Genomic DNA, 25,577 nt, shown 5'->3' on the forward strand with positions numbered 1-25,577 from the left:
CTGCCGGCCCGGTACGGCGCCGCCGGACGGGCCGCCCGGCCCGTCGAACTAGGCGTTGTGGTAGCTGGTAACGCGCGCCACTTCGTCCTTCGAGCCGAGGAACACCGGCACGCGCTGGTGCAATTTGTGCGGTTCGATGTCCATGATGCGCGCCTGGCCGTCGGTGGCCGCGCCGCCGGCCTGCTCGACGATGAAAGCCATCGGGTTGGCTTCGTACATCAGGCGCAGCTTGCCCGGCATCGCCGTGTCGCGCGTGTCGGCCGGGTACATGAAAATGCCGCCGCGGTTCAGGATGCGGTGCACGTCGGCGACCATCGAGGCGACCCAGCGCATGTTGAAGTTGCTGCCGCGGGCGCCGTCGACGCCGGCCAGCAGTTCGTCGACGTAGCGTTTGACCGGCTCGTGCCAGTGGCGCGCGTTGGACGCGTTGATGGCGAATTCCTTGGTCGCGGCGGGAATCTGCATATTGCTCTGCGTCAGAACCCAGGAGCCCATCTCGCGGTCCAGGGTAAAGCAGTTGACGCCGTTGCCGGTGGTCAGCACCAGCATCGTCTGCGGGCCGTACACGGCGTAGCCGGCGGCCACTTGCTTGCTGCCGGCCTGCATGAAGTCCGCCTCGGTCGCCTCGCCCATGCCGTCGGCCGCCTTCAGCACCGAGAAGATGGTGCCGATCGAGACGTTGACGTCGATGTTGCTGGAGCCGTCGAGCGGGTCGAACAGCAGCAGGTATTCGCCCTTCGGATAGCGGTTCGGGATCGGGTGGATCGATTCCATCTCCTCCGACGCCATCGCCGCCAGGTGGCCGCCCCATTCGTTGGCTTCGAGCAGGATCTCGTTGGAGATCACGTCGAGTTTTTTCTGCACTTCGCCCTGGATGTTTTCCGTGTGGGCGCTGCCCAGGATGTCGCCCAGCGCGCCCTTGCCCACCGAGTGGCTGATGGTTTTGCAGGCGCGCGCGACGACTTCGATCAGCAGGCGCAATTCGGCCGGGATGCTGTTGTGCGAACGTTGTTCTTCGACCAGATATTGCGTGAGGCTGATGCGTTTCATGAATTCCCTTTGTGTATAAATAGTGTTGCTGCTTGCGGGCCGTTGGCTGCTTGTAGACCACCGGCGTAGGGCCGGCGTCGGCCCCCTAGGGTCTGACGCCGGCTTCTTGCCGCTGGCTTGTTGCTGGCGTTCGCGGCCGGTTTGTTTAGTTCGACAGGGCCTTGCTGACGACTTCGAGCACGTCGTTCGACAGGCTGGCGCTGGCGCTGACCCGTTCCAGCGCGGCCTGCATGTGCACTTGCAGCGCCGGCACGTAGCGGCGCCAGCGGTCCATGCTGCGCGCCAGCCGCGCCGCCACCTGCGGGTTGAGCGCGTCGAGCGCGATCACCTGCTCGGCCCAGAAGGCGTAGCCGCTGCCGTCGGCCGCGTGGAATTGCGACGGGTTGCCGGCGCAAAAGTTGAAGATCAGGCTGCGCGCGCGGTTCGGGTTCTTCAGCGTGAAGGCCGGGTGCGTCATCAGCGCGCGCACGGCGGCGACGTTGGTGCCCGGCGCGCTCGCCTGCATGGCGAACCATTTGTCGATCACCAGCGCCTCTTGCTCGAAGTCGGCGAAGTAGCTTTTCAGCGCGCTGGCGGCGTTCTCCGGCGCGCCCGAATGGATCAGCGCCGACAGCGCGGCGGCGCGGTCGGTCATGTTGCCGGCGCTGTCGAACTGGCGCTGCGCCAGTTCCAACTCGGCCGCGCCGGGCGCGATCAGCAGGTAGGACAGGCACAGGTTTTTCAGCCCGCGCTTGCCGGCCGACAGCGCGTCCGGGCTGTACGGCCCCGGCGTCTGGTTGGCCTGGTATTGCGCCAGCAATTCCGCTTTCAGCGCGGCGCCGATGCTGCGGCGCATGAACTGGCGGGCGATGTGGATTGCCTGCGGGTTCACCGCGTCCATCCGTTCGGCGATGATGGTTTCCGACGGCAGCACCAAGGCCAGTTCGCGGAAGGCCGCGTCGAGCGTGTCGTCGACCAGCAGCGCGCGCTGGGCGGCGATGAAGGTCGCGTCCAGCGCCAGCGGCGCGCCGGCGGCGACCGCGGCCGTCAGCTTCAGCAGGCGCTCCATGGCCAGGCGCTGGCCCGCTTCCCAGCGGTTCACCGGATCGCTGTCGTGGCTGAACAGGTGCAGCAGTTCGGCGTCGCTGTAGTCGTAGTCGAGCACCACCGGCGCCGAAAAGTCGCGCAACAGCGACGGCGTCGGCCGTTCGGCGACGCCGCTGAAGTGGAAGCTCTGGCTGGTTTCGGTCAGCTCCAGCAGCACCGTGGTGGCGCCGGCCGAGCCGGCCGTGTGCAGCGCCAGGTCGCGCCCGTCGGCGCCCAGCAGGCCGACCGCCACCGGGATGTGGAACGGCAGCTTGTCGCTCTGCCCCGGCGTCGCCGGGCAGCTCTGCGCCAGCGTGATGTGGTAGGTCTGCGCCTCGGCGTCGTAGTGCGTGACGGCCTTCACCAGCGGCGTGCCGGCCTGGCTGTACCAGCGCTCGAACTGGCCCAGGTCGCGGCCGTTGGCGTCGGCCATCGCGGCGCGGAAGTCGTCGCACTGCACCGCTTGGCCGTCGTGGCGCGCGAAGTACAGGTCCATGCCCTTGCGGAAACCGTCGCGCCCGACCAGGGTTTGCATCATGCGCACCACTTCGGCGCCCTTTTCATAGATCGTGACGGTGTAGAAGTTGTTGATCTCGACGAAGGAGTCGGGCCGCACCGGGTGCGCCATCGGCCCGGCGTCCTCCGGGAACTGGGCCTGGCGCAGCGTGCGCACCTGGTCGATGCGGGTGACCGCGCGGCCGGTGTCGGTGCCGATCATGTCGGCCGAGAATTCCTGGTCGCGGAACACCGTCAGGCCCTCTTTCAGCGACAGTTGGAACCAGTCGCGGCAGGTGACGCGGTTGCCGGTCCAGTTGTGGAAGTATTCGTGGCCGACCACCGCCTCGATGCCGGCGTAGTCGATGTCGGTGGCCACGCGCGGGTTCGCCAGCACGTATTTCGTGTTGAAGATGTTGAGGCCCTTGTTTTCCATCGCGCCCATGTTGAAGTCGCCCACGGCGACGATCATGAAACGGTCCAGGTCCAGCTCCAGGCCGAAGCGCTCCTCGTCCCAGCGGATGCTGTTTTTCAGCGACTGCATCGCGTAGTCGGCCTTGTCGAGGTTGCCCTCTTCGACCCACACTTGCAGCAGCACTTCGCGGCCGGACCGCAGCGTATAGCGCTCCTCCTGGCAGACCAGGCGCGCCGCCACCAGCGCGAACAGGTAGGACGGCTTCTTGAACGGATCTTCCCATTTGGCGTAGTGGCGCCCGTCGCCGAGGTCGCCCTCTTCGACCAGGTTGCCGTTCGACAGCAGCACCGGGAACTTGTCCTTGTCGGCGCGCAGCATCACCGTGTACTTGGCCATGACGTCGGGACGGTCGGGGAAGAAGGTGATGCGGCGGAAGCCCTCGGCCTCGCACTGCGTAAAGAAGTTGCCGTTCGACACGTACAAGCCCGACAGCGAGGTATTGTTCCGCGGCGCCAGCACCGTCTCGATTTCCAGCGTGACCTTGGCGGGCGCCTTGCGGATCGTCAGGCCGGCGTCGCTCAGCTCGTACTCGCCGGGCTTCAGCGCCTTGCCGTTCAGGCGCACGGCGACCAGTTCGATATGCTCGCCGTGCAGCGCGATGTCGCTGTTGGCGCCGGCCGGGTTGCGGCTCAGCGTGATGCGGCTGGCGACGATGGTGCGGGCGGGATCGAGGTCGAAACCCAACTCCACGCTCTCGACCAGAAAACTTGGCGGGGTGTAATTTTTGCGGTAAATCGTCTGAGGGCTGTCTGTGCGCATAGGGATTTGGTGGGTGGCGGAGGCAAAAGCCTATTTTACCAACACCAGCCCGGTGCGCGGCCGAATCTTCAGCGCGGCGGACGGCGGGGGTAACAATCTGTAATAATCCAGCGACGCGCGATACACGGACGTAAACTATTCCCCTGTAATGTGTATTCCTTTGCCGGAGATCAATATGATCAGATATCTCGCCACGCTGGCCGCCGCGATGAGCTTGCTACTGGCCGGCTGCGCCACCACCATCCGCAGCGACGTCACCGCCTTCCACCAGTGGCCGGCCGAGCTGCGCGACAAGTCGTACGCGTTCCAGGCGCCGGCGCAGGTGGAGGACACGCTGGAATACCGCAGCTACCTGGACCTGGTGCGCGCCGAACTGGGCAAGCTCGGCTTCAACGAGGCCGCCGGCCCGGAAGCGGCCAGGCTGAAGGTGGCGGTGCGCTTCGCCACCATCGACCGGCCGGTGCGCGTGATGGAAATGACGGACCCGTTCTGGAGCGGGCCGGGCTACTGGCCGGGCCGCTACGGCTACCGCTATCCGTGGGGCTACCCGCGCTGGCACGGCTTCCGGCCGTATTACGACCCGTTCATGTTCGGCCCGCTCGACATGCGCGAAAGCATACGCCACAACTACGAGCGGCAATTACGGGTGACCATCGACGGCGCCGACGGCAAGAAACTGTTTGACGTGACGGCGCAAAACACCAGCCGCGTAGCGGCCACGCCGGTGGTGATGCCGGCGCTGGTCGCCAGCGCCTTCGCCGGCTTCCCGGGCCAGAGCGGCGTGCCGCGCCGCGTCGATTTAAAGGTGGAGTGAGCGCCCGCTTCGTCGACGCCACAGGCCAGGCGCCGGGCGCGGCCCCCGAGAGTCAGCCTCCGCATTGAGGGCCGCGGGTTTGCATAGTACGCTTCGGCGCCCAGCGTGATGGCGCCGATCAGCAAGACCGCCAGCGCCAGCGCGATCAGCAGGCGGCCGAACTTGGGCGAGCCGTCGCCGCCCCCGCCCGCCGGCACCTCGTCGTCAGCATCGCACATCTTTCCTACGGTATTAAAATGGACGAGCCGGTCGTTTTGCGCGACTCCAGCTCGGTATGGGCTTGCGCCACGTCGGCCAGGTTATAGCGCTGGTTGACGGCAATCTTGACTTCGCCGCTGGCGACGATGCCGAACAGCGAGCTCGCCGTCGCCTGCAGATCCTCGCGCGTGGCGATGTAGCTGAACAGCGACGGACGGGTGATGAACAGCGAGCCGCGCGACGTCAGTTCGCCCAGCGAGAACGGCGGCACCGGCCCGGACGCGTTGCCGAAGCTGACCATCGTGCCCAGCGGCGCCAGGCAGTCGAGCGAGCCGGTGAAGGTGTCCTTGCCGATCGAGTCGTAGACCGCGCGCACGCCCTTGCCGCCGGTAATCTCACGCACCCGTTCGACGAAATTCTCGCTGTTGTAGTTAATCACGTGCGCGGCGCCGTTCGCCCTGGCCAGTTCCGCCTTGTCGTCCGAGCCGACCGTGCCGATCAGGGTCACGCCCAGCACCTTGGCCCACTGGCTGGCGATCAGGCCGACCCCGCCGGCGGCGGCGTGGAACAGCACCGTGTCGCCGGCCTTCAGCGCCACCGTGCGGTGCAGCAGATACTGCGCCGTCATGCCTTGCAACATCATCGCCGCGGCCGTGTCGAAATCGACCTTCTCCGGCAGCGCCACCAGCATCGCCGCGGGCACGTTGCGCACTTGCGCATAGGCGCCGTTCGGCCCGCCCGCGTAGGCGACACGGTCGCCCACCTTGACCTCGGTGACGCCCTCGCCCACCGCCTCGACGACGCCGGCGCCCTCCTTGCCCAGGCCGGCCGGCAACTCTTGCGGGTACAGGCCGGTGCGGAAATAGACGTCGATGTAATTCAGCCCGATCGCCTCGTGCCGCACCTGCGCCTCGCCGGGAGCGGGCGGGGCCAGCTCGACGTCGACATATTCCATCACTTCGGGACCGCCGGTGCGGCGCATTCTGATCGTCTTAGTCATAGGGGCTTCCTTGTCGTTGTGAAGTTGAAGTCAGGCTGGCGCGGCGGCGCGCGCCGCCAGTTGCGACAGCACCAGGTGGGCCGACGCCAGATTGGTGGCGCAGGCAACGTTGTGCACGTCGCAGGCGCGCACCAGCGCGTTGATGTCCGGCTCGTGCGGCTGCGGCGTCATCGGGTCGCGCAGGAACACCACGCAATCGATCCGGCCCTCGACCAGCATCGAGCCGATCTGCAAGTCGCCGCCGAACGGACCCGAATGCTTGCGCTCGACCACCAGACCCAACTCGTCGATCAGGCGCCCACCGGTGGTACCGGTGGCCGACAGCGTGCAGGTGCGCAGGAAATCGATGTATTCGCCGGCCAGCGCGATCATGTCGTCTTTTTTCTTGTCGTGGGCAATCAGGGCGATGCGGGTTGTCATGGTGGGCTGTCCGTATGGAGGGAGGTAAGGGGCTATTTCTTCGATAACATATAAATACCGGCCAGCACCAGGCTGGTGCCGGCCAACTGCCAGTTCGTGATTTGCTCGCCGAGCACCAGCGCGCCCAGGAACAGCGTCGACACCGGGCCGATCATGCCGGCCTGGGACGCCGTGGCGGCGCCGATGCGCTGCACCGCCGTCATCGTCATGAACACCGGCAGCACCGTGCAAAAGATGCCGTTGAGCAGCGACAGGCCGTACACCGGCAGCGGCTGCAGCAACATCGACGCCGGGCGCAGCAGGAAAAACTGGCCGACGCAGGCGGCGCTGGAGACGCACATCGCGTACGACACCAGGCGTAGCGCGCCGATGCGCTTGACCAGTTCGCCCGAACCGAGCAGATACACCGCGTACGAGGTGGCCGACCCGAGCACCAGCAGCGAGCCGAGCACCACATTGCCGGCGCCGCCCCGCAAATCGTGGACGAACACCAGCACGATGCCGCAATACGAGGCCAGCAGCGCCAGCCACTGCAACCGGCTGATGTGGTGCTTCAGGAACACCGTACTAATGAGCAGCACGAAGGTCGGGGTGAGGAACAGGATCAGCCGTTCCAGCCCGACCGTAATGTATTGCAGCCCGAGGAAATCGAGAAAGCTCGACAAATAGTAGCCGACCAGGCCCAGGCCGACCAGGCGCCAGCGGTCGCGCGGCGCCAGCGGCGCCTCGGTGCGCATCTTCCACAGCGCCACGGCGGCGAACACCGGCAGCGAAAACAGCATGCGGAAAGCGATCAGGGTCACGGCGTCGATCTGGTAGCGGTACAACAGCTTGGCGACGATGGCCTTGGTGGAAAACAGCACCGCGCCGCCGACCGCGATCGACAGGCCGCCCAGATACGCCGAACGTGGAAGGGACTGCTGGGGCGAAACAGCTGGAATTGTACTCATGCATCGATTGTAATGGCAAAAGCGAAACGTCGCTGACGCCCTCCCCCGGCAACGCGACAACGCCGGGGTCAGCTCCCGACATGGCGGTTTTTGGGGCAAAACCAGGGGCGCGAACCCGGAGCAGACCGCGAGGGCCCGAGCCCGGACTGCTTGCCGCTGGTATTTTTTGGACGCCGCCGGCGCCTGGAATTTGTGGAAATCGCGGCTGGGACGTTGCGCGCGCACAGGGAAGCGGCGTATCCAGGCCGCCGCCGGGGGAGATTTTGGCATGCCAATATGGTAAAATGTCGGCCACAATTGCACACCGTCTAAGGAAGATCCGACATGGCTGGACACAGTAAATGGGCCAATATCAAGCACAAAAAGGCCGCAACGGACGCTAAGCGCGCCAAGGTCTGGACCCGTTTGATCAAGGAAATCACGGTTGCCGCGCGTATGGGCGGCGGCGACGTCGCCGCCAACCCGCGCCTGCGCCTGGCCGTCGAGAAGGCCGCCGACGCCAACATGCCGAAGGATAACGTGCAGCGCGCGGTCACCCGCGGCAGCGGCGGCGTCGACGGCGCCAACTACGAAGAGGTGCGCTACGAGGGCTACGGCATCGGCGGCGCCGCCATCGTGGTCGAGTGCATGACCGACAACCGGGTGCGCACCGTGGCCGAGGTGCGCCACGCGTTCCTGAAGTACGGCGGCAATATGGGCAACGAGGGCTCGGTGGCCTTCCTGTTCCAGCATTGCGGCCAGTTCCTGTTCGCCCCCGGCACCCGGGAGGACGCGCTGATGGAGGCGGCCCTGGAAGCCGGCGCCGAGGACGTGCTGACCGACGACGAGGGCGGCTTCGAGGTGCTGTGCGCGGTGCACGACTTCGCCAACGTCAAGGACGCGCTGGAAACGGCCGGCTTCAAGGCCGAAGTGGCCGAGATCGTCATGAAGCCGGCCACCGAGACCGTCTTCAGCGGCGAGGAAGGCATCAAGATGCAAAAACTGCTGGACGCGCTGGAAAACCTGGACGACGTCCAGGAAGTGTTCTCGAACGCGCTGATCGAAGACTAATCGACGAACAGTCGACGACTAATCGCTACACCGCGGGCGGCCCCGTCGCCCGCGTCACCACTGAACGAACGGTTCTTATGAAAATTTTGGTAGTCGGCTCTGGCGGCCGCGAACACGCACTGGCCTGGAAACTGGCGCAATCGGAACGCATACAGATGGTGTATTGCGCGCCCGGCAACGGCGGCACGGCGCGCGACCCGCGCCTGGTCAACATCGATATCAGCGACCTCAACGCGCTGGCCGACTTCGTCGTCGCCGAGCACATCGGCCTGACCGTGGTCGGACCGGAAGTGCCGCTGGCGGCCGGCATCGTCAACCTGTTCCGCTCGCGCGGGCTGAAGATTTTCGGCCCGAGCAAGGAGGCGGCGCAACTGGAGTCGTCGAAGGACTTCGCCAAGGCCTTCATGCAGCGCCACGGCATTCCGACGGCGCTGTACCGGACCTTCTCCGAGCCGGCCCCGGCGCACGCCTACATCGACGCGCAGGGCGCGCCCATCGTCATCAAGGCCGACGGCCTGGCCGCCGGCAAGGGCGTGGTGGTGGCGATGACCTTGAACGAGGCGCACCAGGCGGTCGACATGATGCTCTCCGATAACCAGTTCGGCGACGCCGGCGCCCGCATCGTCATCGAGGAATTCCTCGCCGGCGAAGAGGCCAGCTTCATCGTCATGTGCGACGGCAAGAACGTGCTGCCGCTGGCCACCAGCCAGGACCACAAGCGCCTGAAGGACCACGACGAAGGCCCGAACACCGGCGGCATGGGCGCCTACTCGCCGGCGCCGATCGTCACGCCGGCGATGCACGCGCGCGTGATGCGCGAGATCATCAACCCGACCATCCAGGGCATGGCCAAGGACGGCATCGTCTTCACCGGCTTCCTGTACGCCGGCCTGATGATCGACGACAAGGGTAACCCGAAGACGCTGGAATTCAATTGCCGCATGGGCGACCCGGAAACCCAGCCGATCATGGCGCGCCTGAAAACCGACCTGGTCACGGTGATGGAGCACGCCGTCAACGGCACGCTCGACGCGGTCGAGCTGGAATGGGACCGCCGCACCGCGGTCGGCGTCGTCATGGCCGCCGCCGGCTATCCGGACGCGCCGGTCAAGGGCCAGCTGATCGGCGCGATCCCGGCCGAAACGCCGGACTCGGTGACCTTCCACGCCGGCACCGCGCAGCTCGACGGCAAGCTCTACACCAACGGCGGGCGCGTGCTGTGCGTCGTCGGCCTGGGCGACAGCGTCAAGATGGCGCAAAAAACCGCCTATGAAACGCTGGAGAAGATCCACTTCGACGGCGCGCAATACCGCCGCGACATCGGCTGGCGCGGGCTGAAGCACTAATACAGTGGGTCGGATCAGCCCATCGGGCGTAATCCGACCGACAACATCGCGCCAACTCGACGCCATGGCGCCCGGCGCCGGCGCACCCCTCATTTTGCTATCACAAAAACGCGCGACAGGGTACAATCCCCCCTCACTTTTTTATTCTAGCGCGCAATGTTGTCTTCCCCTTCCCCCAGCGCCGTCAAGGCCTATTTGCTCGATCTGCAACAGCGCATCGTGCAAGCGCTCGAGACGCTCGACGGCCAGCCGTTCGCCCGCGACGCCTGGCAGCGCCCCGAGGGCGGCGGCGGGATCTCGCGCGTGATCGAGGAAGGCGACGTGTTCGAGCGCGGCGGCGTGAATTTTTCGCACGTCACCGGCGCCAGCCTGCCGCCGTCGGCCGCGGCCGGACGGCCCGAGCTGGGCGGCCGCGCCTGGGAGGCGATGGGCGTGTCGCTGGTGCTGCATCCACGCAATCCGCACGCGCCGACGGTGCACATGAACGTGCGCTTTTTCACCACCAGCAACGCCGCCGGCGAGCCGGTCTGGTGGTTCGGCGGCGGCATGGACTTGACCCCGTACTACGGCTACGTGGAGGACGCGCGGCATTTCCACCAGAGCTGCCGCGACGCCGTGGCGCCCTTCGGCGCCGACCTGCACGCCGGCTTCAAGACCTGGTGCGACGAGTATTTCTACCTGAAGCACCGGCGCGAGCCGCGCGGCGTCGGCGGCATCTTCTTCGACGACTTCAACGCCGCCGGCTTCGAGCAAAGCTTCGCCATGATGCGCAGCGTCGGCGACAGCTTCGTCGGCGCCTACCTGCCGATCCTGCAACGGCGCAAGGATTGCGCCTACGGCGAGCGCGAGCGCGACTTCCAGGCCTACCGGCGCGGCCGCTACGTCGAGTTCAACCTGGTGTTCGACCGCGGCACGCTGTTCGGCCTGCAGTCGGGCGGACGCACCGAGGCGATCCTGATGTCGATGCCGCCCATCGTCAAGTGGCGCTACGACTGGCAGCCGGAAGCCGGCAGCCCGGAGGCGGCGCTGTACACCGACTTCCTGGTGCACCGCGACTGGCTGGCCGCGTGACGACATGCGTCGCGCTGCTCGGCGGCAGTTACGATCCGGTGCACAAGGGCCACGTCGCGCTCGGCGGCTATTTCGCCGAGCAACTGCGGGCCGACCAGCTGCGCGTGATCCCGGCCGGCATGCCGTGGCAGAAGGACGCGCTGCAGGCGACCCCGGCCCAGCGCGCCGACATGGTGCGCCTGGCCTTTGGCGGCCTGGCCGCGCCGGTCTTCATCGACTGCCAGGAAATCGAACGCGGCGCGCCGACCTACACCATCGACACGCTGCGCCAGTTGCGCGCCGAGTTCGGCCCGCAAGCCTCGCTGGTGTTCCTGATGGGCGCCGACCAGTTGCAGCGCCTCGACACCTGGCGCGACTGGCGGCAGTTATTTGAATTCGCCCATTTTTGCGTGGCGGCCCGACCGGGCTTCGCGCTGAACGGGCCAGCGGTGCCGCAGGCGGTGGCGGACGCGTTCGCGCGCCGCCTGGGCACCCTGGAACACATCCGCAACACGCCGCACGGTCTGACTTATCTGGCAAAAGACTTCGCGGTGGATATCTCCGCCACCGAAATACGTGCGGCATTACAACGGGGCACGACGGCACACTCGCTTATCGCCCCGCTAGTGCTAGACTATATTGAACAACATAATTTATACAAAAGCTAAATGGACATTAAAAAACTACAAACTCTCGTCGTCGACGCCCTTGAAGACGTCAAAGGCCAGGACATCACCGTGTTCGACACGGTCCACCTGACCAGCCTGTTCGACCGCATCGCCATCGTCTCGGGCACCTCGAACCGCCAAACCAAGGCGCTGGCCGCCTCGGTGCGCGACAAGGTCAAGGAAGCCGGCGGCGACATCGTCGGCATCGAAGGCGAAGACACCGGCGAATGGGTGCTGGTCGACCTGGGCGACATGATCGTCCACATCATGCAGGCGCCGATCCGCGCCTACTACCGCCTGGAAGAGATCTGGGGCGACAAGCCGGTGAAACTGGGCGCGGCGAAACGCGCGCCGTCCAAGCGCACCGCCAGCGAAAGCGAAGAAGCGCCGAAGAAAACCGGCGGCCATCTGGCGGCCACCAAGGCAAAAGTCGAAGCGTCGCCTGTGATCGAGAAGAAAGTGGTCAAGAAAGCCTCGGCCACCGCGGGCGTCAAGGCCAAGGCCGCGCCGAAGAAACCGGCAGCCTCGAAAGCCGTCGGCAAAACCGTCAAGATCGCCCCGACCAAGACCGAAGCGGCGGCTGTGAAGGCCCTGAAAGCCTTGCCACCGAAGTCGGCGCCAACGCCGCGCGTCAAAGCGGTCAAGGTCGCGGCCGACGCGGCGCCAGCCAAAACCGTCATCAAGCGCATCAAAAAAGAAGCAGAGTAAGCTTCCATGCAGCTCATCATCGCTGCGGTCGGCCACAAAATGCCGGCCTGGATCGACACGGGCTTCGCCGAATACGCGAAGCGCATGCCGCCCGAGTGCCGCGTCGTGCTCAAGGAAGTCAAGCCGGTCGAGCGCTCCGGCAGCAAGACCGCCGCCACCGCGATGGCGCTCGAACGCGAGCGCATCGAGCAAGCGCTGCCGAAGGGCGTGCGCATCATCGCGCTCGACGAACGCGGCAAGGACTTGACCAGCGTCGGCCTGTCGCAGCAGTTGATGCAGTGGCGGCAGGACGGCCGCGACACGGCCTTCCTGATCGGCGGCGCCGACGGCCTCGACCCGGACCTGAAGGCCCGCGCCGAGGGGCTGATCCGCATCTCCAGCATGACCCTGCCGCACGGCATGGTGCGCGTGCTGCTGGCCGAACAGCTATACCGGGCCTGGTCGATCACCCAGAACCATCCCTATCATCGCGTCTGAACCGCGGAAATACCAGGAAAACACGATGAAACTGGTCGACACGAAAATTTACCTGGCGTCGAAGAGCCCGCGCCGGCGCGAACTGCTGCGCCAGATCGGCGTCGACTTCGAATTGCTGCTGCTGCGCAGCGACGGCCCGCGCGGCGCCGACGTCACCGAAACCGTCCTGCCCGGCGAGGCCGCGCTCGACTACGTGGCGCGCGTCGCCAATGAAAAAGCCGCCTACGCCTGGGACCTGGTGCGGCGCCGCCACCTCAAGGCGCGCCCGGTGCTGGCGGCCGACACCACCGTCACGCTCGACGGCGCCATCCTCGGCAAGCCGGCCAACCGCGCCGAGGCCGTCGCCATGCTGCAGCAGTTGTCGGGCCGCACCCACCAGGTGCTGACGGCCATCGCCGTGCACTCCAACGGCCTGGCCGAACACCTCACCCAGGTCTCGCAGGTGCGCTTCGGCGTGCTGTCGGCGGCCTCGATCGCCGCCTACTGCGCCACCAGCGAACCCTACGACAAGGCCGGCGGCTACGGCATCCAGGGCAGCGCCGCGCTGTTCGTCGAACACATCGAGGGCAGCCACTCCGGTATCATGGGCCTGCCCCTGTTCGAGACCGCACGATTGCTGCGCCAGGCCGGACTGGCGCTCCCGTGAACGCGCGTATGATCGGTATGATCGTCGTGCGCACCTCCCCTCCACCTGCCGGCAGCCCAGAAGCATGAACGAAGACATACTGATCAATATCACCCCGCAGGAAACCCGCGTCGCCCTGATCCTCCAGGGCGCGGTGCAGGAGCTGCACATCGAGCGCACGCTGACGCGCGGCCTGGCCGGCAACGTCTATTCGGGCAAGGTGGTGCGGGTGCTGCCGGGCATGCAGTCGGCCTTCATCGACATCGGCCTGGAACGCGCCGCCTTCCTGCACGTGGCCGACATCTGGGAGGCGCGCAGCCACGACGGCAGCAGCTCGACGCCGGCGCCGATTGAAAAAATCCTGTTCGACGGGCAAGTGCTGACGGTGCAGGTGATCAAGGACCCGATCGGCACCAAGGGCGCGCGCCTGTCGACGCAGATCTCGATCGCCGGACGGATGCTGGTGTACCTGCCGCAGGACTGCCACATCGGCATCTCGCAGAAAATCGAGAAGGAAGCGGAGCGCGAACGGCTGCGCACGCGCCTGCAGGGCATGCTGCCGGCCGACGAAAAGGGCGGCTACATCGTGCGTACCATGGCCGAGGACGCCTCCGACACCGACCTGGCGTCGGACGTCGACTACCTGCGCAAGACCTGGAGCGCGATCCTGCACGGCGCCAAGACGCGCCCGGCCACCAGCCTGCTGCACCAGGACTTGAGCCTGGCCCAGCGCGTGCTGCGCGACTTCGTCACCGACGACACGGCAACGATCCAGGTGGACTCGCGCGAAAACCACGTCAAGCTGCGCGAATTCGCCCAGGCCTACACGCCGAGCGAACTGGCGCGCCTGCAACACTACACCGGCGAGCGCCCGCTGTTCGACCTGTACGGCGTCGAGGAGGAGATTTTGCGCGCGCTGGGCCGGCGCGTCGACCTGAAGTCGGGCGGCTACCTGATCGTCGACCAGACCGAGGCGATGACGACGATCGACGTCAACACCGGCGGTTTCGTCGGCGGGCGCAACTTCGCCGACACCATCTTCAAGACCAACCTGGAGGCGGCGCACGCGATCGCCCGCCAGCTGCGCCTGCGCAACCTGGGCGGCATCATCGTCCTCGACTTCATCGACATGGACAACGCCGAGCACCGCAACGCCGTGCTGGCCGAGTTGAAGAAAACCCTGTCGCGCGACCGCACCAAGGTGTCGGTCAGCAATTTTTCGGCGCTGGGGCTGGTCGAAATGACCCGCAAGCGCACCCGCGAATCGCTGGCGCACATCCTGTGCGAACCCTGCCCGGCCTGCGCCGGCAAGGGCCAGGTCAAGACTTCGCGCACGATCTGCTATGAAATCCTGCGCGAACTGCTGCGCGAGGCGAAACAGTTCAACCCGCGCGAATTCCGCATCCTCGCCTCGCAAGAGGTGGTCGACATGTTCCTGGAAGAGGAATCGCAGCACCTGGCGATGCTGGGCGACTTCATCGGCAAGAAAATTTCGCTGCAGGTGGAAAACGCCTACCACCAGGAACAGTACGACGTCATTTTGATGTGACACATGTTCCGGCGGATCGCCCGCGTGGGCGGCGCAGTCTGGCCGCTCTACGCCGATCCCGCAGCCTAGCGAACCCCGATGCCGCGCGAAAGAAAGCGTCGCGCCGCCTTCTCCAGCCTGATGTCGACCACGCCCCCGCCGCGGGAACGCCCTGCTATCTCTGCCTTTCTCTTCATTACATGCACTGGTCGATCCGTAGACGACTTGTAATGCGCATCGTGACATAGTAAGCGGGAGGCCAGACAGAGGAGAGCATCATGATTCGCGAGAACGACCGCCCAAACGAGACGACAACACACTGCGCCGCCAACGAGAGCGAACGCTACCCGCGCCCTCAACCGGCACGCTCCATGGATGTCTGGCTGCGGATCCTGACTACCGTCATGACCTTTTTTCTGGGGCTGGCCGTTCTCATGGACGGCGCGGCGTTGATCGGGATTGCGTAGATTTGTCATGATTGAGCCACCCTGGACAGCGAAAAAATGCCGCCTGTTGCATGAAAAAGCGCGGAAGCGCGGGTTCATGCAACAGGCGGCATCAGTTTTTCAAGAAGCGGCGCCGAGAAGCAAGGCCTCGGCGGCGCCGGCGGCCGGCGTCCCGCCTGGTTAGCCGCCTCTTGGTTTCTTCGGCGCTAAGCAGGCGCCTTCACTGAAGATATTTTCAGCAATTTGCAAGCCTAGCGGAACACCGCCAAATGGATTTCCGTCATCGTCCTTCATATAAATATCAGGCTCTCCGTTTCCCTTAAGCATGAAAGCGTCAAAAATCCAATGCACGCCCAAGAAAACGCGGCTCAAACCGTTTTCTTGAATCATTTGCCATAAACCGCCGGGGAATGTGCGGACAATTTTCGGCCTCACCGTACCGGTATTATCCATACTGATGCCATTGAGTTCATCGGAAGTGATGTCAAGGCCTGCCAGAAGCGTGTCGTCGCATATGCTATTTTTTCTGTACAAACCACCCTCCTCATAAAAGAGCCGAGTTATATGGAAAGCTGCTGCGCCGAACGATGCATGTCCCGACGGATATGCCGGAAAGGCGGGTGTGAAATTCTTTGCTATACGGTTGGTATTGGGCGCACCCAAAGGCAACCAGAAAGGATCGCCTGCTGATGTATCTTCTCGCACGCCGAGCACGGGACGCCAAAACTCGTACCTATATTTGTGCTCCCATGCCAGGATGCCAGCGTCAGCCATTGCCACATTAACAAAAGCGAATAGCCTGGCGTTATCAGAAACAGAGTTGCACTTCTTCATGGCAATCTTGCGGATTATTTTGTTATATAAGCGTGGTGGCGTACCCAGGTTTGCCACGCCGTCATAGGCCCAGAATATACCGATGATTGTTTCCTCCGGGGTTCTACCTACAATACCGGCAGGAAGCGTTCCCATCAAATCTGGCTTGATTCCCTTCCCCCTCACTTGCGCCAAAGCTTTCCTATACGCATCAGTATTCGGCTTCGGTGGCTCTGCGAGTTCGAACCGCTGAGAAATGCCAAAGCCTTTCGAGAGTTTTCCATACTCCGCTGAATAGGTTCCCTGGCCGGGGTTGTCGGGGTCGGGCCGATGTTTTCCAGGGCCGGTCGCGGGTTTATACGAACCCGCCGCAGCGTCCGGATCGCCCAATCTGTCCTCCAAAATACTGCAGGCAACCTCATTGCCGAATTTATACGAATCCCTGGATTTATCATCCAGTTTTTTATCGTCTTCTTTTGCGAGAATAGCGTCGAAAAATTCCGTTTGACTGGGGTATAAAACTGACAAGGTCCTATGCGCCGCGGCGGATACCGCCAATTCTGCCGATAATTTAGCACCAAGCGGAGAACACCCCATATAACTAGGGAGTAACTTCTGGTTGTTGACGACTCCAGCGTAGGCGTCGTACATCGCCAAATGAACGATGGCCAAGGCGCGGGAACTCAGTGTCGGGCCGCGCTGCTCGCCTTGGTTATTTGTATGACTACGCCGATCGGCTTCCAAAGAAATTTCATTCCAGAACAAAATTGGATCTCTCATTTTTTCCTCCGTGCTTTCTTAAAAATAGGTAAAGGTGGCCTGGCACTGCTAGGCCTACGTGTGGCGACTTGCCGGATGAAGAGTGGGGGAAAGGACTTGATGGCGTATTCCCGTCTTCACGCAAGCAACATAACCGGGCGTTTCTTACAGATGGCCCACACATTCGTTCATTGGCGCCGCGTCGCGGTTTTCGCCGGAGCGGTGAGTTATTTGTAAGCGCAGCGGACGCAATCTTGGATGCAGGCCGCCCGGTCCCGCGGCGTTGCGTAGATGAAGGAGTAGCAGAAATGAACTGTGCGGAATTGGGATGGCGGCTGCATAAAGCGGCAATTGACAAGACCTTGAATCTGTCAACGCGCGAGGCATGCGTCGATGCCGCCCGCAAGCTGCATGACATTGAAAAAATGATTCATCGCGTCGATAGAATTCCGCAAGAATCGCTGGCCCTGATCAAGCTCATCATGCATCAATGAAGCGGTAGGCCATGCATATCGATCAAATCCACGCGCTTTGCAGTTCTGTGGAGAACTCGCAGCGGAGCACCATGCTCTAACCTTCATCGCGTTTACCACAATGGATTCCCGCGCCCATTGACCTACATCGAAAAACAAACCTGATCGAGAGACAACCATGGAACAGTCGTTTACCCTTGCGAAGCTGACCCGTCCAAGACTGTATCGAACACTGCCGCGCGAGCGCCTGTTCCTGCGGCTCGATGAGGCGCGCGAACACCAAGCGGTCTGGATCGCCAGTTCTCCGGGTTCGGGAAAAACATCACTGGTATCGAGTTATCTCGAGACCAGAAAGCTCAACGCGGTGTGGTATCAGATCGATAGCGGCGACGCCGACCCCGCGAGCTTTTTCTATTACTTGGCGATGGCGGCCGGCAGCTTGCTGCGCACCGCACATCTGCCGCTTCTGGCGCCCGAATACTTGTCTGATCTTCCCGGATTCACGCGTCGATTTTTTCGCGAACTGTTCCATTGCCTGCCGCACCCGGGCGCGCTCATATTTGACAACTACCATGCGGTGCCATTGACTTCGGTGTTGCATGGGATTATGCGCGATGCGATGGAAGAGGTACCGCAGGACGTGAACATTATCGTCACCAGCCGATTGGAGCCGCCCGATGCGTTCCTGCGGCTGCAACTGAGCCGCTCGCTGATTTCCCTCGACCGGCATGACTTACAGATCAGCATGGACGAAGCCCACAAAATTGCGCTGCTCGAAGGCGTTTCCCCCGAAGAGGTCGAACAAAAGGCAAGCAGCCTGCGGGAAATGTCCGGAGGCTGGGCCGCCGGCTTCGTATTAATGCTCAGCCAGCACCGCTCGGTCGGCAGCGCACAAGGCGCAAGCCTGCCCATGTCGCGCCAGGCGCTTTTCGATTACTTCGCTGTCGAAATATTTTCGGCGGCATCCCCGGAGGCGCAGCATTTGCTGTTGCGCACCGCCTTCCTTCCGCTCATTACGGTGCCGATGGCCGAAGCGATCAGCGGCGACCTTGAGGCCGGCCAGCAACTCAATGAATTGTATCGCCTGCGCTATTTTATCGACCGCCGCGACGAGCCGGAAGTGACGTACCAATACCACGCCTTGTTTCGCGAGTTCCTGCTGGCGCGCGCGTGCCGGCAGCTCGACGCGGCGGAATGCCTGCTGCTGCAGCGGCGTTCGGCGCGGCTTCTTGAAATCGGCAAGCGTCCCGAGGATGCGCTGCCGCTGTATGTCGCCACCCAGGATTGGCCGGCAGCCACGCGGCTGATCCGCCAGCATGCGCATGAGCTGATTCAGCATGGCCGTTGGCAGACGGTGAAGGCTTGGATCGACCAATTGCCCGCCGGCGCGTTGGACGCCGACCCCTGGCTGCGCTACTGGCGCGGCATCTGCGACGCCGCCATCGACCCCGGGGAGGCCCGCGGCGCGCTGGAAAAAGCGTACGCGGGCCTGAAGGCGCAAGACGACACGGCCGGCCAGATACGGGCCATTTCCGCCATCATGGAAACTTATTACTTCCAGTGGAGCTCCTTCGCGCCGCTCGATCATTGGATCGATTTGCTGAATGCCTTGCTGGCCGACGGCGCGGAGTTCTCATCGCCGGAAGCCGAACTGAGCGCGCGATCGGCGCTGCTGGCCGCACTCCTCTACCGCCAACCGCAGCATCCCTTGCTGATGCGCGAGGCGGCCCGCACCTTCACGCTATTGGCGGAGGACGTGCCGGCCGGCGTCCGCTTTGCCTCCGGCACCATTCTGCTCAACTGCTATTGTTTCCGCGGCAACCTCGACTACGCCGAGCACGTGGTAGGGCTGCTGCGCCCGCATCTCGCGCATGCGCAGGTGTCGCCCCTGAACCAGGTGTGGTGGCGCATTGCCACCGCATACTACCTGTTGCTGCGCGCCGAGCACAATGCCGCGGCCACGGTCTTGAAGGAAGCCGCCGATATTGCGCGGGAATACCATCTGACTTTCATCGAGCCCGTGGTGCTGACGCAGCGGGCCATTCTCGCCCTCTCCTTTTGTGACCTCGATTGCGCGCGCCAGCTCATCCCGCAGCTGGAAGCGTCCATCGATCCGCAGCGGCGCATGGACGTGGCCTTGTTCCACTCGGTAAAGTCCTGGTACCACCTGGCCCGAAACGAGCTGGCGGCGGCCCTCAAGCATGGACAAACCGCCGTCGACTGCGCATTCGAAACCGGCGCGGTGACGATTCAAACTTACTGCCTGATCGCGCGCGCGCAGCTGCTGCTCGAAGCCGGCGAACTGGAACACGCCGGCGCCAGCGCCCGCGGGATGCGATTGCGCGCGGGCGAAGCCAGCCTGATCCTCACGTTCGACGCGCTGTTGATCGAAGCCTACGCCGCCCTGAAAACAGGCGACGCCGCCGCCGGCCTGCCGATCCTGCGCGCCGGTCTGGCTATCGGACGCGGGCAGGGCTATGTCAACACCTTGCGCTGGCAACCAAAGATCGTCTCGCCGCTGCTGCGCCGTGCGTTGGAAGAAGGCATTGAAGTCGATTATGCCAAGCAACTCATTCGAGTACGCGGGCTACAGCCGGATACGCCCGATAGCGAGCAGTGGCCGTGGCCGATCAAGCTGTATACGCTGGGCCGCTTTTCCATCGCCATCGAGGACACGCCGGCCAAGACATCGGGCAAGGCCCAAGCCAAGCCGCTGGAACTGCTCAAGGCGCTCATCGCCCACGGCGGCCGAGAGGCATCCGCAGCCATGCTGGCCGGCGATGTGTGGCCGGACGTGGAAGGCGACGCGGCGCAGCATGCACTCAATACCAGCCTGCACCGCCTGCGCAAGCTGCTCAGGCACGACGATGCGATCACCATGCATGAAGGAAAACTTTCGCTGAATCAGCACATTGTCTGGGTCGACGTGTGGGCATTCGAGCGGCTGGCGAACCAGCTTGAACACAAGCCCTGCGATTGCCTCGGCGTCGCAGACAAATTCTTTCGTCTGTATCCGGGCAACTTCCTGGAGCGCGAGACCCAAGCCTCCTGGGCGCTGCCGCTACGCGAGCGCTTGCGCGGCAAATTCCTGCGCCAGGCGCTCAGTTTCGGGCATGCCTGGGAACAGGCGGGCGACTGGGACCGCGCAGTGGCGGCGTACCAGCGCGGCATTGAAATCGACAATCTCTCGGAAGAGCTGTACCGCAGCCTGATGCTATGCCATCGACGGCGCGGCGAAACGGCGGCAGCCATCGAGGTCTATCGCCGCTGCCGCCAAATGCTCTCCGTCGTGCTCGGCGTCAAGCCATCGGCGGAGACCGAAGCGGCATATCTGGCGAGTACGCAAGAGTAAAGTTAGCGGTACCCGTACGTTGCATTCAGCAACAGTCCAATGCCGCCGAAACCGATTGCGGCAATGAACAGGACCGGCACGATCTGGCATTGGACGATGCCGGCGACGGCATGATACGTACGACGCGTGCGCAGCCATTCAAGCGTCCGATTGATACGACCTGGTTCCGTGGGCGGGCAAGCGGGGCCGCTCAGCGTTCTCATCTTTGCGATGTGATACCAGACCGGCCGCATTGCATCGCTTATCCGGCATTCCAGTTTTTTCCCCATCGCCAGCCCGCCGACGGCCACGACGGCAAGCGTGAGCAATACCTTCGGATGCGAGGAAAACCAGCCGATCCACCGTTGGGCAACGCCCGGAAGCATGGAGGCCAAAAAATCGATCCCCGCCGCCAGCAGACACCATATACCCCCGCAGGCGGCAGCCGGCTTGCCACGCAGCAGGAGTGGCATGAGCACAAGTGCAAGTGCAAGCGTGACGGCAATCGTAAAGAGATTGGCGGCGCTGCGCCACCAGACCCAATTGTAGACATGTTCGCTATGGATGCCGAACGCCGACTGCTTTCCGATGTCTTTGAGATGCAGGTAGGCGCCGCCATCGACGATGCTGCCATCCACGCGCGCGACCGCGAAATCGGGTGGCAGCACGAAAGGCGCGTAGCCCTCATGCCCGACACTGATCCGGCGCAAGACGCTTTCGTGGATCTTCGGACGCCGGATCCTGACCTCGTCGTTATTGACAAGATTCTCTATCCGCCTCGGCTTGTAGCGATAGTAGCTTGCCAGTCCCCGGCGCGAGTCGTACAGGCGTCCATTCTCGTCGCCGAGCGCGCGGAAGCCCTGCCATATCTTGTCGCTGAAGCGCAGCCCGCATTTTGCCGCGCCCGCCATGATCCATTCCAGCGAAACATAGGACAGGCTGTCGTCCGGATAGCCCCCGCCGACGTTCGAATGCACGCCGGCGAACCATACCTGGCTGATGCGCTCGGCATCGACATGGGTGGCCGCCTCTGGCGCGGACGTGCCGGGCAGTTCCTCTTCATTCCAGAGGCGGGGATGAAATGCCCTGCGCTCGTCGTCAATCGACAGCGCATGCATGGCCCGCTTGACCCGCGGGTTCAGATTCAGATCGGGCATCCTGAACGGCCAGATGAATCGATCGATGACACGGGCCACTTCGTCCATCGGAAGTCCATAGGCGTCGACCGTGTCCCATAGCCCGAGAAATTCAATTTGCAGCGGATTTTCCGACCCTGGCCCCCCCCTCTTCGCGACGTCACGATAGCGAGGCCGGCTGGCAAGCCGGTCCAGGACATCGATCACGACATCGCGTACCGCGCGCAATGGCCGTAGCAAGCCGAAGCGGGTCGTGTATTGGCGCCGATAGGCGCGATAGGCGCCCGCCGCCAGCCGCTGCAGCCGCCCCTCGTTGCCGCCATACGGGACCAGGCCCTGGCTCATAACCAGGCCGGTCAGCACGCGTATGGTAAACGCGCCGCGGCTGAAGCCGAATCCGTAAATGCGGTCGCCAGGTTCATAAATGCGGCAGAGAAAGATGTAGAGCTCGCGCACATTGCGAGCAAGGCCAATGCCCACCAAGCCGCACAGCAAGGCCCAAGGACGGAAGGACGAGCTACCCACGCCATCGTCGTACAACGCGAACTGGCGTGGCAAGCTTGGATGCTGCGGATCGGCCAGGTCGGCCGCCTGATAGATCCGCCACACATTTGTCCGGAACGCTTTTCCCGAACTGTTACCGGTCCCATCGGAAAGAAGAATGATGTTTTTTCCCACGATGCTTGCTCCTGCGCGCGCTCTGCGCCTTTGACTTCGTTATCCGGGCAATCCGCCTTCTCGATTGCCCGGTCCAGATGCAGAAGATAGACATATGACGCTTACAGACCGCTCACACATTCACGCAGAACCGACGGGCACTTGTTTGACGATGCGGCAAGCGCCATAGAAGAAGGCCGCGAACAAGACTGCATAGGCGACGCCGAACCAGGCGGCGGTATGCATCGCCCGCGCGGCCGGCATGGACACGGCAACGTCGACGGTCTTCAGCAAACCATGGATCACCCAAGGCTGGCGGCCGGCTTCAGACACGCACCATCCAGCGATGGTGGCGATGAACCCGCTCGGAATCATCCCGCAACAGATGCGCAGAAACCGGCGGCTGTCATACAGGCGTTTCTTGCGCAGCAGCACCATGCCAACGATCCCGACGGCCAACATCATCACGCCCATCGCGACCATGATCCGAAAGCTGAAAAACACCAGCGGAACATACGGGCGCTCGTCCTTCGGCACTTCCTTCAAGCCGGCGATTTTCCCGTTCAGGGAATGGGCCACGATCAGACTGGCGAGCTTGGGAATCTCGATGGCATACCGGTTCCTTTCCCGTTCCTGGTCCGGCAGCGCAAACAGCACCATCGGCGCGCCATGCGTGGTGTCCCACAAGGCTTCGATTGCGGCCAGTTTTGTCGGCTGGTATGCGCTGGTGTTCAAGCCATGCAAATCCCCGGACAGGAATTGCAGCGGCAGCACGACGGCAATGACCCGCAAGGAAGCGCGCAAGCCAAACGCCGCGAAGTGAGGCTCGCGTCCCTTCAGCATCAGCCATGCGGAAACGCCGAGGACGACAAATGCCGCGCTTGAGAAGCTGGCGCCCAGCATGTGAAAAAAACGATACGGAAAAGAGGGACTGAGGACGAGCGACAGCCAGTCCCGGGTTTCCAAGCGCCCGCCCAGCAAGGAAAATCCGTCGGGCGTGTGCATCCATGAATTGCGCGCGAGAATGCACGCCATCGACGTGACGACGCCGAGCGCGACCAGCAATGTCGCGGCCAGATGCAAGCGCTTGCCGACCCGCTCCCTGCCCCATACCATCGCGCCGAAGAAGCCGGCCTCGATAAACACGGCGTTGAGCAACTCCATTTTGCGAATCGGCACAAGCAGGGCGAACGTTTTATCGTAGAAGCCGCCGAACGCGGTATCGAGCTGAAAGGATAGCGCGACACCGGTCGCCACGCCGACGATAAACGCCGCCGCAAACAGCTTTACCCAAAAGTCGAATTGCGTTCGATAGATTTCCCTGCCCGTTGCCAGCCATAGTATTTCAAGCGCAACCAGATAAAACACCAAGCCGATGATCAGGCAAGGGAAAATGATATGCAAGCTGGCGGTGGCGCCGAATTGAGCTCGCGACAGCATGACGATCCCCATGCTGTCCATCAGAGCAGTTCCAGCGTCCAGCGGAGCGCCGACATCAGGCCGCCGAAGGAAAACAGGGAGACGAGGTAGAGGCCGATAAACCAGTTGAGCCTGTGCCCGATGCGCGGCGCTTGCCCGGGAAAGCCTGGCTGCAATGCGCTGCGCAGGCCTTGCACGGCTGCGGCAACGGGTGTTTTCGATGCCGGGCCGCTGGCTGGATTGGGACGAGCCGCGCCTGGGATCGACCGGAATGCGCGATGATCAAGATTCTGTGATTTCATTTCATGCTCCACGTTGATAAGGGTGTTCGAATGAAACAGGCCATTGCTTCCTGCCGGTCTGTTCGAAACACACGGTATCCTCGTCGGGCTTACAGTTCGTTCACAGATGCCCTCCCGCATCGGAAATACACCACGACGTGATTGAATGCGACTACTCGATGTGATCGAGGTGTACGACCTAAAGCAAAACTTGCGCTGCCTGATCAATGCGACCAAGGTATACAACATCCAGTTCGGCCATATCCCCGAGGAAGTGTGGCGGGGGGAGACGTTTTCCAGCGCGCAAGAGTTCCAGGAGTGCCATGTTCGCTGCATGCCAGATCACGCGCTGAGCGATGATGTTCAGTTCACGACGCTGCATTTCGAACTGCTCGAGGTGTTGGCGGAAGCGGCAAAACGCGCGGGGTGAATGAAGCGGCCCGGCAACGCCGAAAAGCCGGCGGGGTAACGCCGAAGCCCCCTCCCCGTACCCTCCCTACACCAGATGCGCGGCGGCCCGCTCGCCGCTGTCGAGCAGCGGCGCCGCGCTCGACTCGCGCACCACCAGCTCCGGCTTCAGGCGGATGTCGAGCACCGGCGCGTCGCGCGTCTCGATCCTCTGCAAGATCAGGCGCGCCGCCTCCACGCCCATGCCGTGGTGGCGGATGCGCACCGTCGTCAGCGGCGGGCGCACCATGTCCATGAAGGGCACGTCGTTGTGGCCGACCACCGAGACGTCCTGCGGACAGCGCAGGCCCAGTTCGGCGAGCGCGTCGTAGCAGCCGATCGCCAGCAGGTCGTTGCCGGTCACCACCGCCGTGGTCCGCGGCGCGCGCCGCATCAGCTCCAGCAGCGCCGCCTTGCCGCACTCGCGCGTGTGGCCGCTGCTCTCGCACACCGTCACCCCGGCCGCGTCGATGCCGCTGGCCTGCACCGCCGCGACGAAGCCGAGCCGGCGGAAATGCCCGGTCGACAAGGCGTCCAGCCCGGCGATATGGCCGATGTGGCGGTGCCCCAGCGCCAGCAGGTGCTGCACCGCCAGGCGCATGCCGTGGCCGTCGTCGCTGATGACGCAGGAGGCGATGCCGCTCTCGTCGCGCCGGTTCACCGTCACCAGCGGCACCCGCTGCTCGACGCACATCTTCACCACCGGGTCGTGGCGCCGCGCCGTTGCCAGGATCAGGCCGTCGACTTGCTGCCCCAGCAGCAGGTTGATGACGAAGCGCTGCTCTTCCTCGTCGGCGCCGACGTTGGCGACGATGGCCTGGTAGCCGTGCTTGCGCAAGCCCTCCTCGATGCCGGTCAGGATGGGCGGGAAGACCGGGTTGGTGATGTCGGGCAGCACCACGCCGATGATGTTGGACTTGCGCGTAACCAGCGTCGAGGCGGCCCGGTTGGTGCGGTAGCCGAGCCGGCGCGCCTCCGCCAGGATGCGTTTTGCCACCTCGGCGCTAACCTTGCCGCGGGTCTCCGGATTCATCACCCGCGAGACGGTCGACAGGTGGACGCCGGTGGCCCGGGCTACATCGTTCAACGTGGCGGCTTTGGTTGTCATGTGCCTTTCAAACTGCAATAAAGTGGCCG

General features: G+C 63.7%; 23 protein-coding genes. 13 read left to right on the forward strand and 10 right to left on the reverse strand.

Annotation, left to right across the window (positions count from 1 at the left end):
• Positions 1-48: 48 nt before the first annotated feature.
• The gene (locus JANGC3_RS0114010) at positions 49-1,050 is read right to left on the reverse strand and encodes a class 1 fructose-bisphosphatase (protein ID WP_017877116.1); all 1,002 of its coding nucleotides are present in this window, start codon (positions 1,048-1,050) and stop codon (positions 49-51) included.
• 145 nt (positions 1,051-1,195) lie between these two features.
• On the reverse strand, positions 1,196-3,844 hold the full coding sequence (gene pepN / locus JANGC3_RS0114015) for an aminopeptidase N (protein WP_026132972.1): 2,649 nt from the start codon (positions 3,842-3,844) through the stop codon (positions 1,196-1,198).
• Between the two features lie 175 nt (positions 3,845-4,019).
• Here pepN and JANGC3_RS0114020 point away from each other — a divergent pair, with 175 nt between their 5' ends.
• A complete protein-coding gene (locus JANGC3_RS0114020; protein ID WP_035788682.1) occupies positions 4,020-4,658 on the forward strand; it encodes a DUF4136 domain-containing protein in 639 nt (212 codons plus the stop codon).
• Between the two features lie 223 nt (positions 4,659-4,881).
• On the opposite strand, the gene JANGC3_RS0114025 is transcribed toward JANGC3_RS0114020, so the two are convergent.
• The 3 genes from JANGC3_RS0114025 to JANGC3_RS0114035 are packed head-to-tail and all read right to left on the reverse strand — an operon-like array spanning position 4,882 to position 7,226.
• Positions 4,882-5,856 (reverse strand): quinone oxidoreductase family protein, encoded by a 975-nt coding sequence (locus tag JANGC3_RS0114025; protein WP_026132974.1) that lies wholly within the window; start codon positions 5,854-5,856, stop codon positions 4,882-4,884.
• Between the two features lie 30 nt (positions 5,857-5,886).
• Positions 5,887-6,276 (reverse strand): methylglyoxal synthase, encoded by a 390-nt coding sequence (locus JANGC3_RS0114030; protein WP_017877120.1) that lies wholly within the window; start codon positions 6,274-6,276, stop codon positions 5,887-5,889.
• 32 nt (positions 6,277-6,308) lie between these two features.
• Positions 6,309-7,226, reverse strand: a complete 918-nt coding sequence (locus JANGC3_RS0114035) for a DMT family transporter (protein ID WP_017877121.1) — start codon at positions 7,224-7,226, stop codon at positions 6,309-6,311.
• 324 nt (positions 7,227-7,550) lie between these two features.
• On the opposite strand from JANGC3_RS0114035, the gene JANGC3_RS0114040 reads away from it, so the two are divergent.
• From JANGC3_RS0114040 to JANGC3_RS32730, 9 genes are all read left to right on the forward strand, one after another.
• Entirely contained in the window at positions 7,551-8,276 is a 726-nt protein-coding gene (locus tag JANGC3_RS0114040) for a YebC/PmpR family DNA-binding transcriptional regulator (protein ID WP_017877122.1), read from the forward strand.
• Positions 8,277-8,353: 77 nt separating this feature from the next.
• Positions 8,354-9,622, forward strand: coding sequence for a phosphoribosylamine--glycine ligase (purD, locus tag JANGC3_RS0114045; RefSeq protein WP_017877123.1), 1,269 nt, complete (start codon positions 8,354-8,356; stop codon positions 9,620-9,622).
• Positions 9,623-9,778: 156 nt separating this feature from the next.
• Complete coding sequence (hemF, locus tag JANGC3_RS0114050; protein WP_017877124.1) at positions 9,779-10,693, forward strand: oxygen-dependent coproporphyrinogen oxidase; 915 nt, start codon at positions 9,779-9,781, stop codon at positions 10,691-10,693.
• The gene (locus JANGC3_RS0114055; RefSeq protein ID WP_017877125.1) at positions 10,690-11,340 is read left to right on the forward strand and encodes a nicotinate-nucleotide adenylyltransferase; all 651 of its coding nucleotides are present in this window, start codon (positions 10,690-10,692) and stop codon (positions 11,338-11,340) included. Before hemF ends, JANGC3_RS0114055 begins: the two co-directional genes overlap by 4 nt.
• Positions 11,341-12,048 carry a ribosome silencing factor gene (rsfS, locus tag JANGC3_RS0114060; RefSeq protein WP_017877126.1) on the forward strand — a complete coding sequence of 236 codons (708 nt, stop codon included), beginning with the start codon at positions 11,341-11,343 and terminating at the stop codon, positions 12,046-12,048.
• Between the two features lie 6 nt (positions 12,049-12,054).
• Complete coding sequence (gene rlmH, locus JANGC3_RS0114065; protein WP_017877127.1) at positions 12,055-12,525, forward strand: 23S rRNA (pseudouridine(1915)-N(3))-methyltransferase RlmH; 471 nt, start codon at positions 12,055-12,057, stop codon at positions 12,523-12,525.
• A gap of 25 nt (positions 12,526-12,550) precedes the next feature.
• On the forward strand, positions 12,551-13,171 hold the full coding sequence (locus JANGC3_RS0114070) for a Maf family protein (protein ID WP_017877128.1): 621 nt from the start codon (positions 12,551-12,553) through the stop codon (positions 13,169-13,171).
• A 64-nt stretch (positions 13,172-13,235) separates the two neighbouring features.
• Positions 13,236-14,699, forward strand: coding sequence for a ribonuclease G (rng, locus tag JANGC3_RS0114075; RefSeq protein ID WP_017877129.1), 1,464 nt, complete (start codon positions 13,236-13,238; stop codon positions 14,697-14,699).
• A gap of 257 nt (positions 14,700-14,956) precedes the next feature.
• Positions 14,957-15,145 (forward strand): hypothetical protein, encoded by a 189-nt coding sequence (locus JANGC3_RS32730; RefSeq protein WP_026132975.1) that lies wholly within the window; start codon positions 14,957-14,959, stop codon positions 15,143-15,145.
• 159 nt (positions 15,146-15,304) lie between these two features.
• On the opposite strand, the gene JANGC3_RS31620 is transcribed toward JANGC3_RS32730, so the two are convergent.
• On the reverse strand, positions 15,305-16,717 hold the full coding sequence (locus JANGC3_RS31620) for a vanadium-dependent haloperoxidase (protein WP_081611863.1): 1,413 nt from the start codon (positions 16,715-16,717) through the stop codon (positions 15,305-15,307).
• Between the two features lie 287 nt (positions 16,718-17,004).
• Between JANGC3_RS31620 and JANGC3_RS32735 the strand changes: the two genes are divergently transcribed.
• Together JANGC3_RS32735 and JANGC3_RS0114090 are read left to right on the forward strand one after the other, a co-directional pair.
• A complete protein-coding gene (locus tag JANGC3_RS32735; protein ID WP_157406637.1) occupies positions 17,005-17,190 on the forward strand; it encodes a hypothetical protein in 186 nt (61 codons plus the stop codon).
• Positions 17,191-17,347: 157 nt separating this feature from the next.
• On the forward strand, positions 17,348-20,521 hold the full coding sequence (locus JANGC3_RS0114090) for a BTAD domain-containing putative transcriptional regulator (protein ID WP_081611864.1): 3,174 nt from the start codon (positions 17,348-17,350) through the stop codon (positions 20,519-20,521).
• A 2-nt stretch (positions 20,522-20,523) separates the two neighbouring features.
• On the opposite strand, the gene JANGC3_RS29345 is transcribed toward JANGC3_RS0114090, so the two are convergent.
• The 3 genes from JANGC3_RS29345 to JANGC3_RS32740 all read right to left on the reverse strand — a co-directional run bounded on the left by JANGC3_RS29345 (position 20,524) and on the right by JANGC3_RS32740 (position 24,014).
• Positions 20,524-22,314: a DUF2235 domain-containing protein gene (locus tag JANGC3_RS29345; protein WP_157406639.1), complete on the reverse strand. Its 1,791-nt coding sequence runs from the start codon at positions 22,312-22,314 to the stop codon at positions 20,524-20,526.
• 120 nt (positions 22,315-22,434) lie between these two features.
• A complete protein-coding gene (locus tag JANGC3_RS29350) occupies positions 22,435-23,754 on the reverse strand; it encodes a cytochrome ubiquinol oxidase subunit I (RefSeq protein ID WP_017877135.1) in 1,320 nt (439 codons plus the stop codon).
• Positions 23,754-24,014, reverse strand: coding sequence for a hypothetical protein (locus JANGC3_RS32740; protein WP_157406641.1), 261 nt, complete (start codon positions 24,012-24,014; stop codon positions 23,754-23,756). The genes JANGC3_RS29350 and JANGC3_RS32740 overlap by 1 nt, the downstream gene beginning before the upstream one ends.
• A 145-nt stretch (positions 24,015-24,159) precedes the next feature.
• Between JANGC3_RS32740 and JANGC3_RS0114115 the strand changes: the two genes are divergently transcribed.
• On the forward strand, positions 24,160-24,423 hold the full coding sequence (locus tag JANGC3_RS0114115) for a hypothetical protein (protein ID WP_017877137.1): 264 nt from the start codon (positions 24,160-24,162) through the stop codon (positions 24,421-24,423).
• A 66-nt stretch (positions 24,424-24,489) separates the two neighbouring features.
• Here JANGC3_RS0114115 and JANGC3_RS0114120 read toward each other — a convergent pair whose 3' ends face one another.
• Positions 24,490-25,548, reverse strand: coding sequence for a LacI family DNA-binding transcriptional regulator (locus tag JANGC3_RS0114120; RefSeq protein ID WP_017877138.1), 1,059 nt, complete (start codon positions 25,546-25,548; stop codon positions 24,490-24,492).
• Positions 25,549-25,577: the final 29 nt, after the last annotated feature.

Source organism: Janthinobacterium sp. CG3 (genome assembly GCF_000344615.1).
Classification (GTDB): Bacteria; Pseudomonadota; Gammaproteobacteria; order Burkholderiales; family Burkholderiaceae_D; genus Janthinobacterium.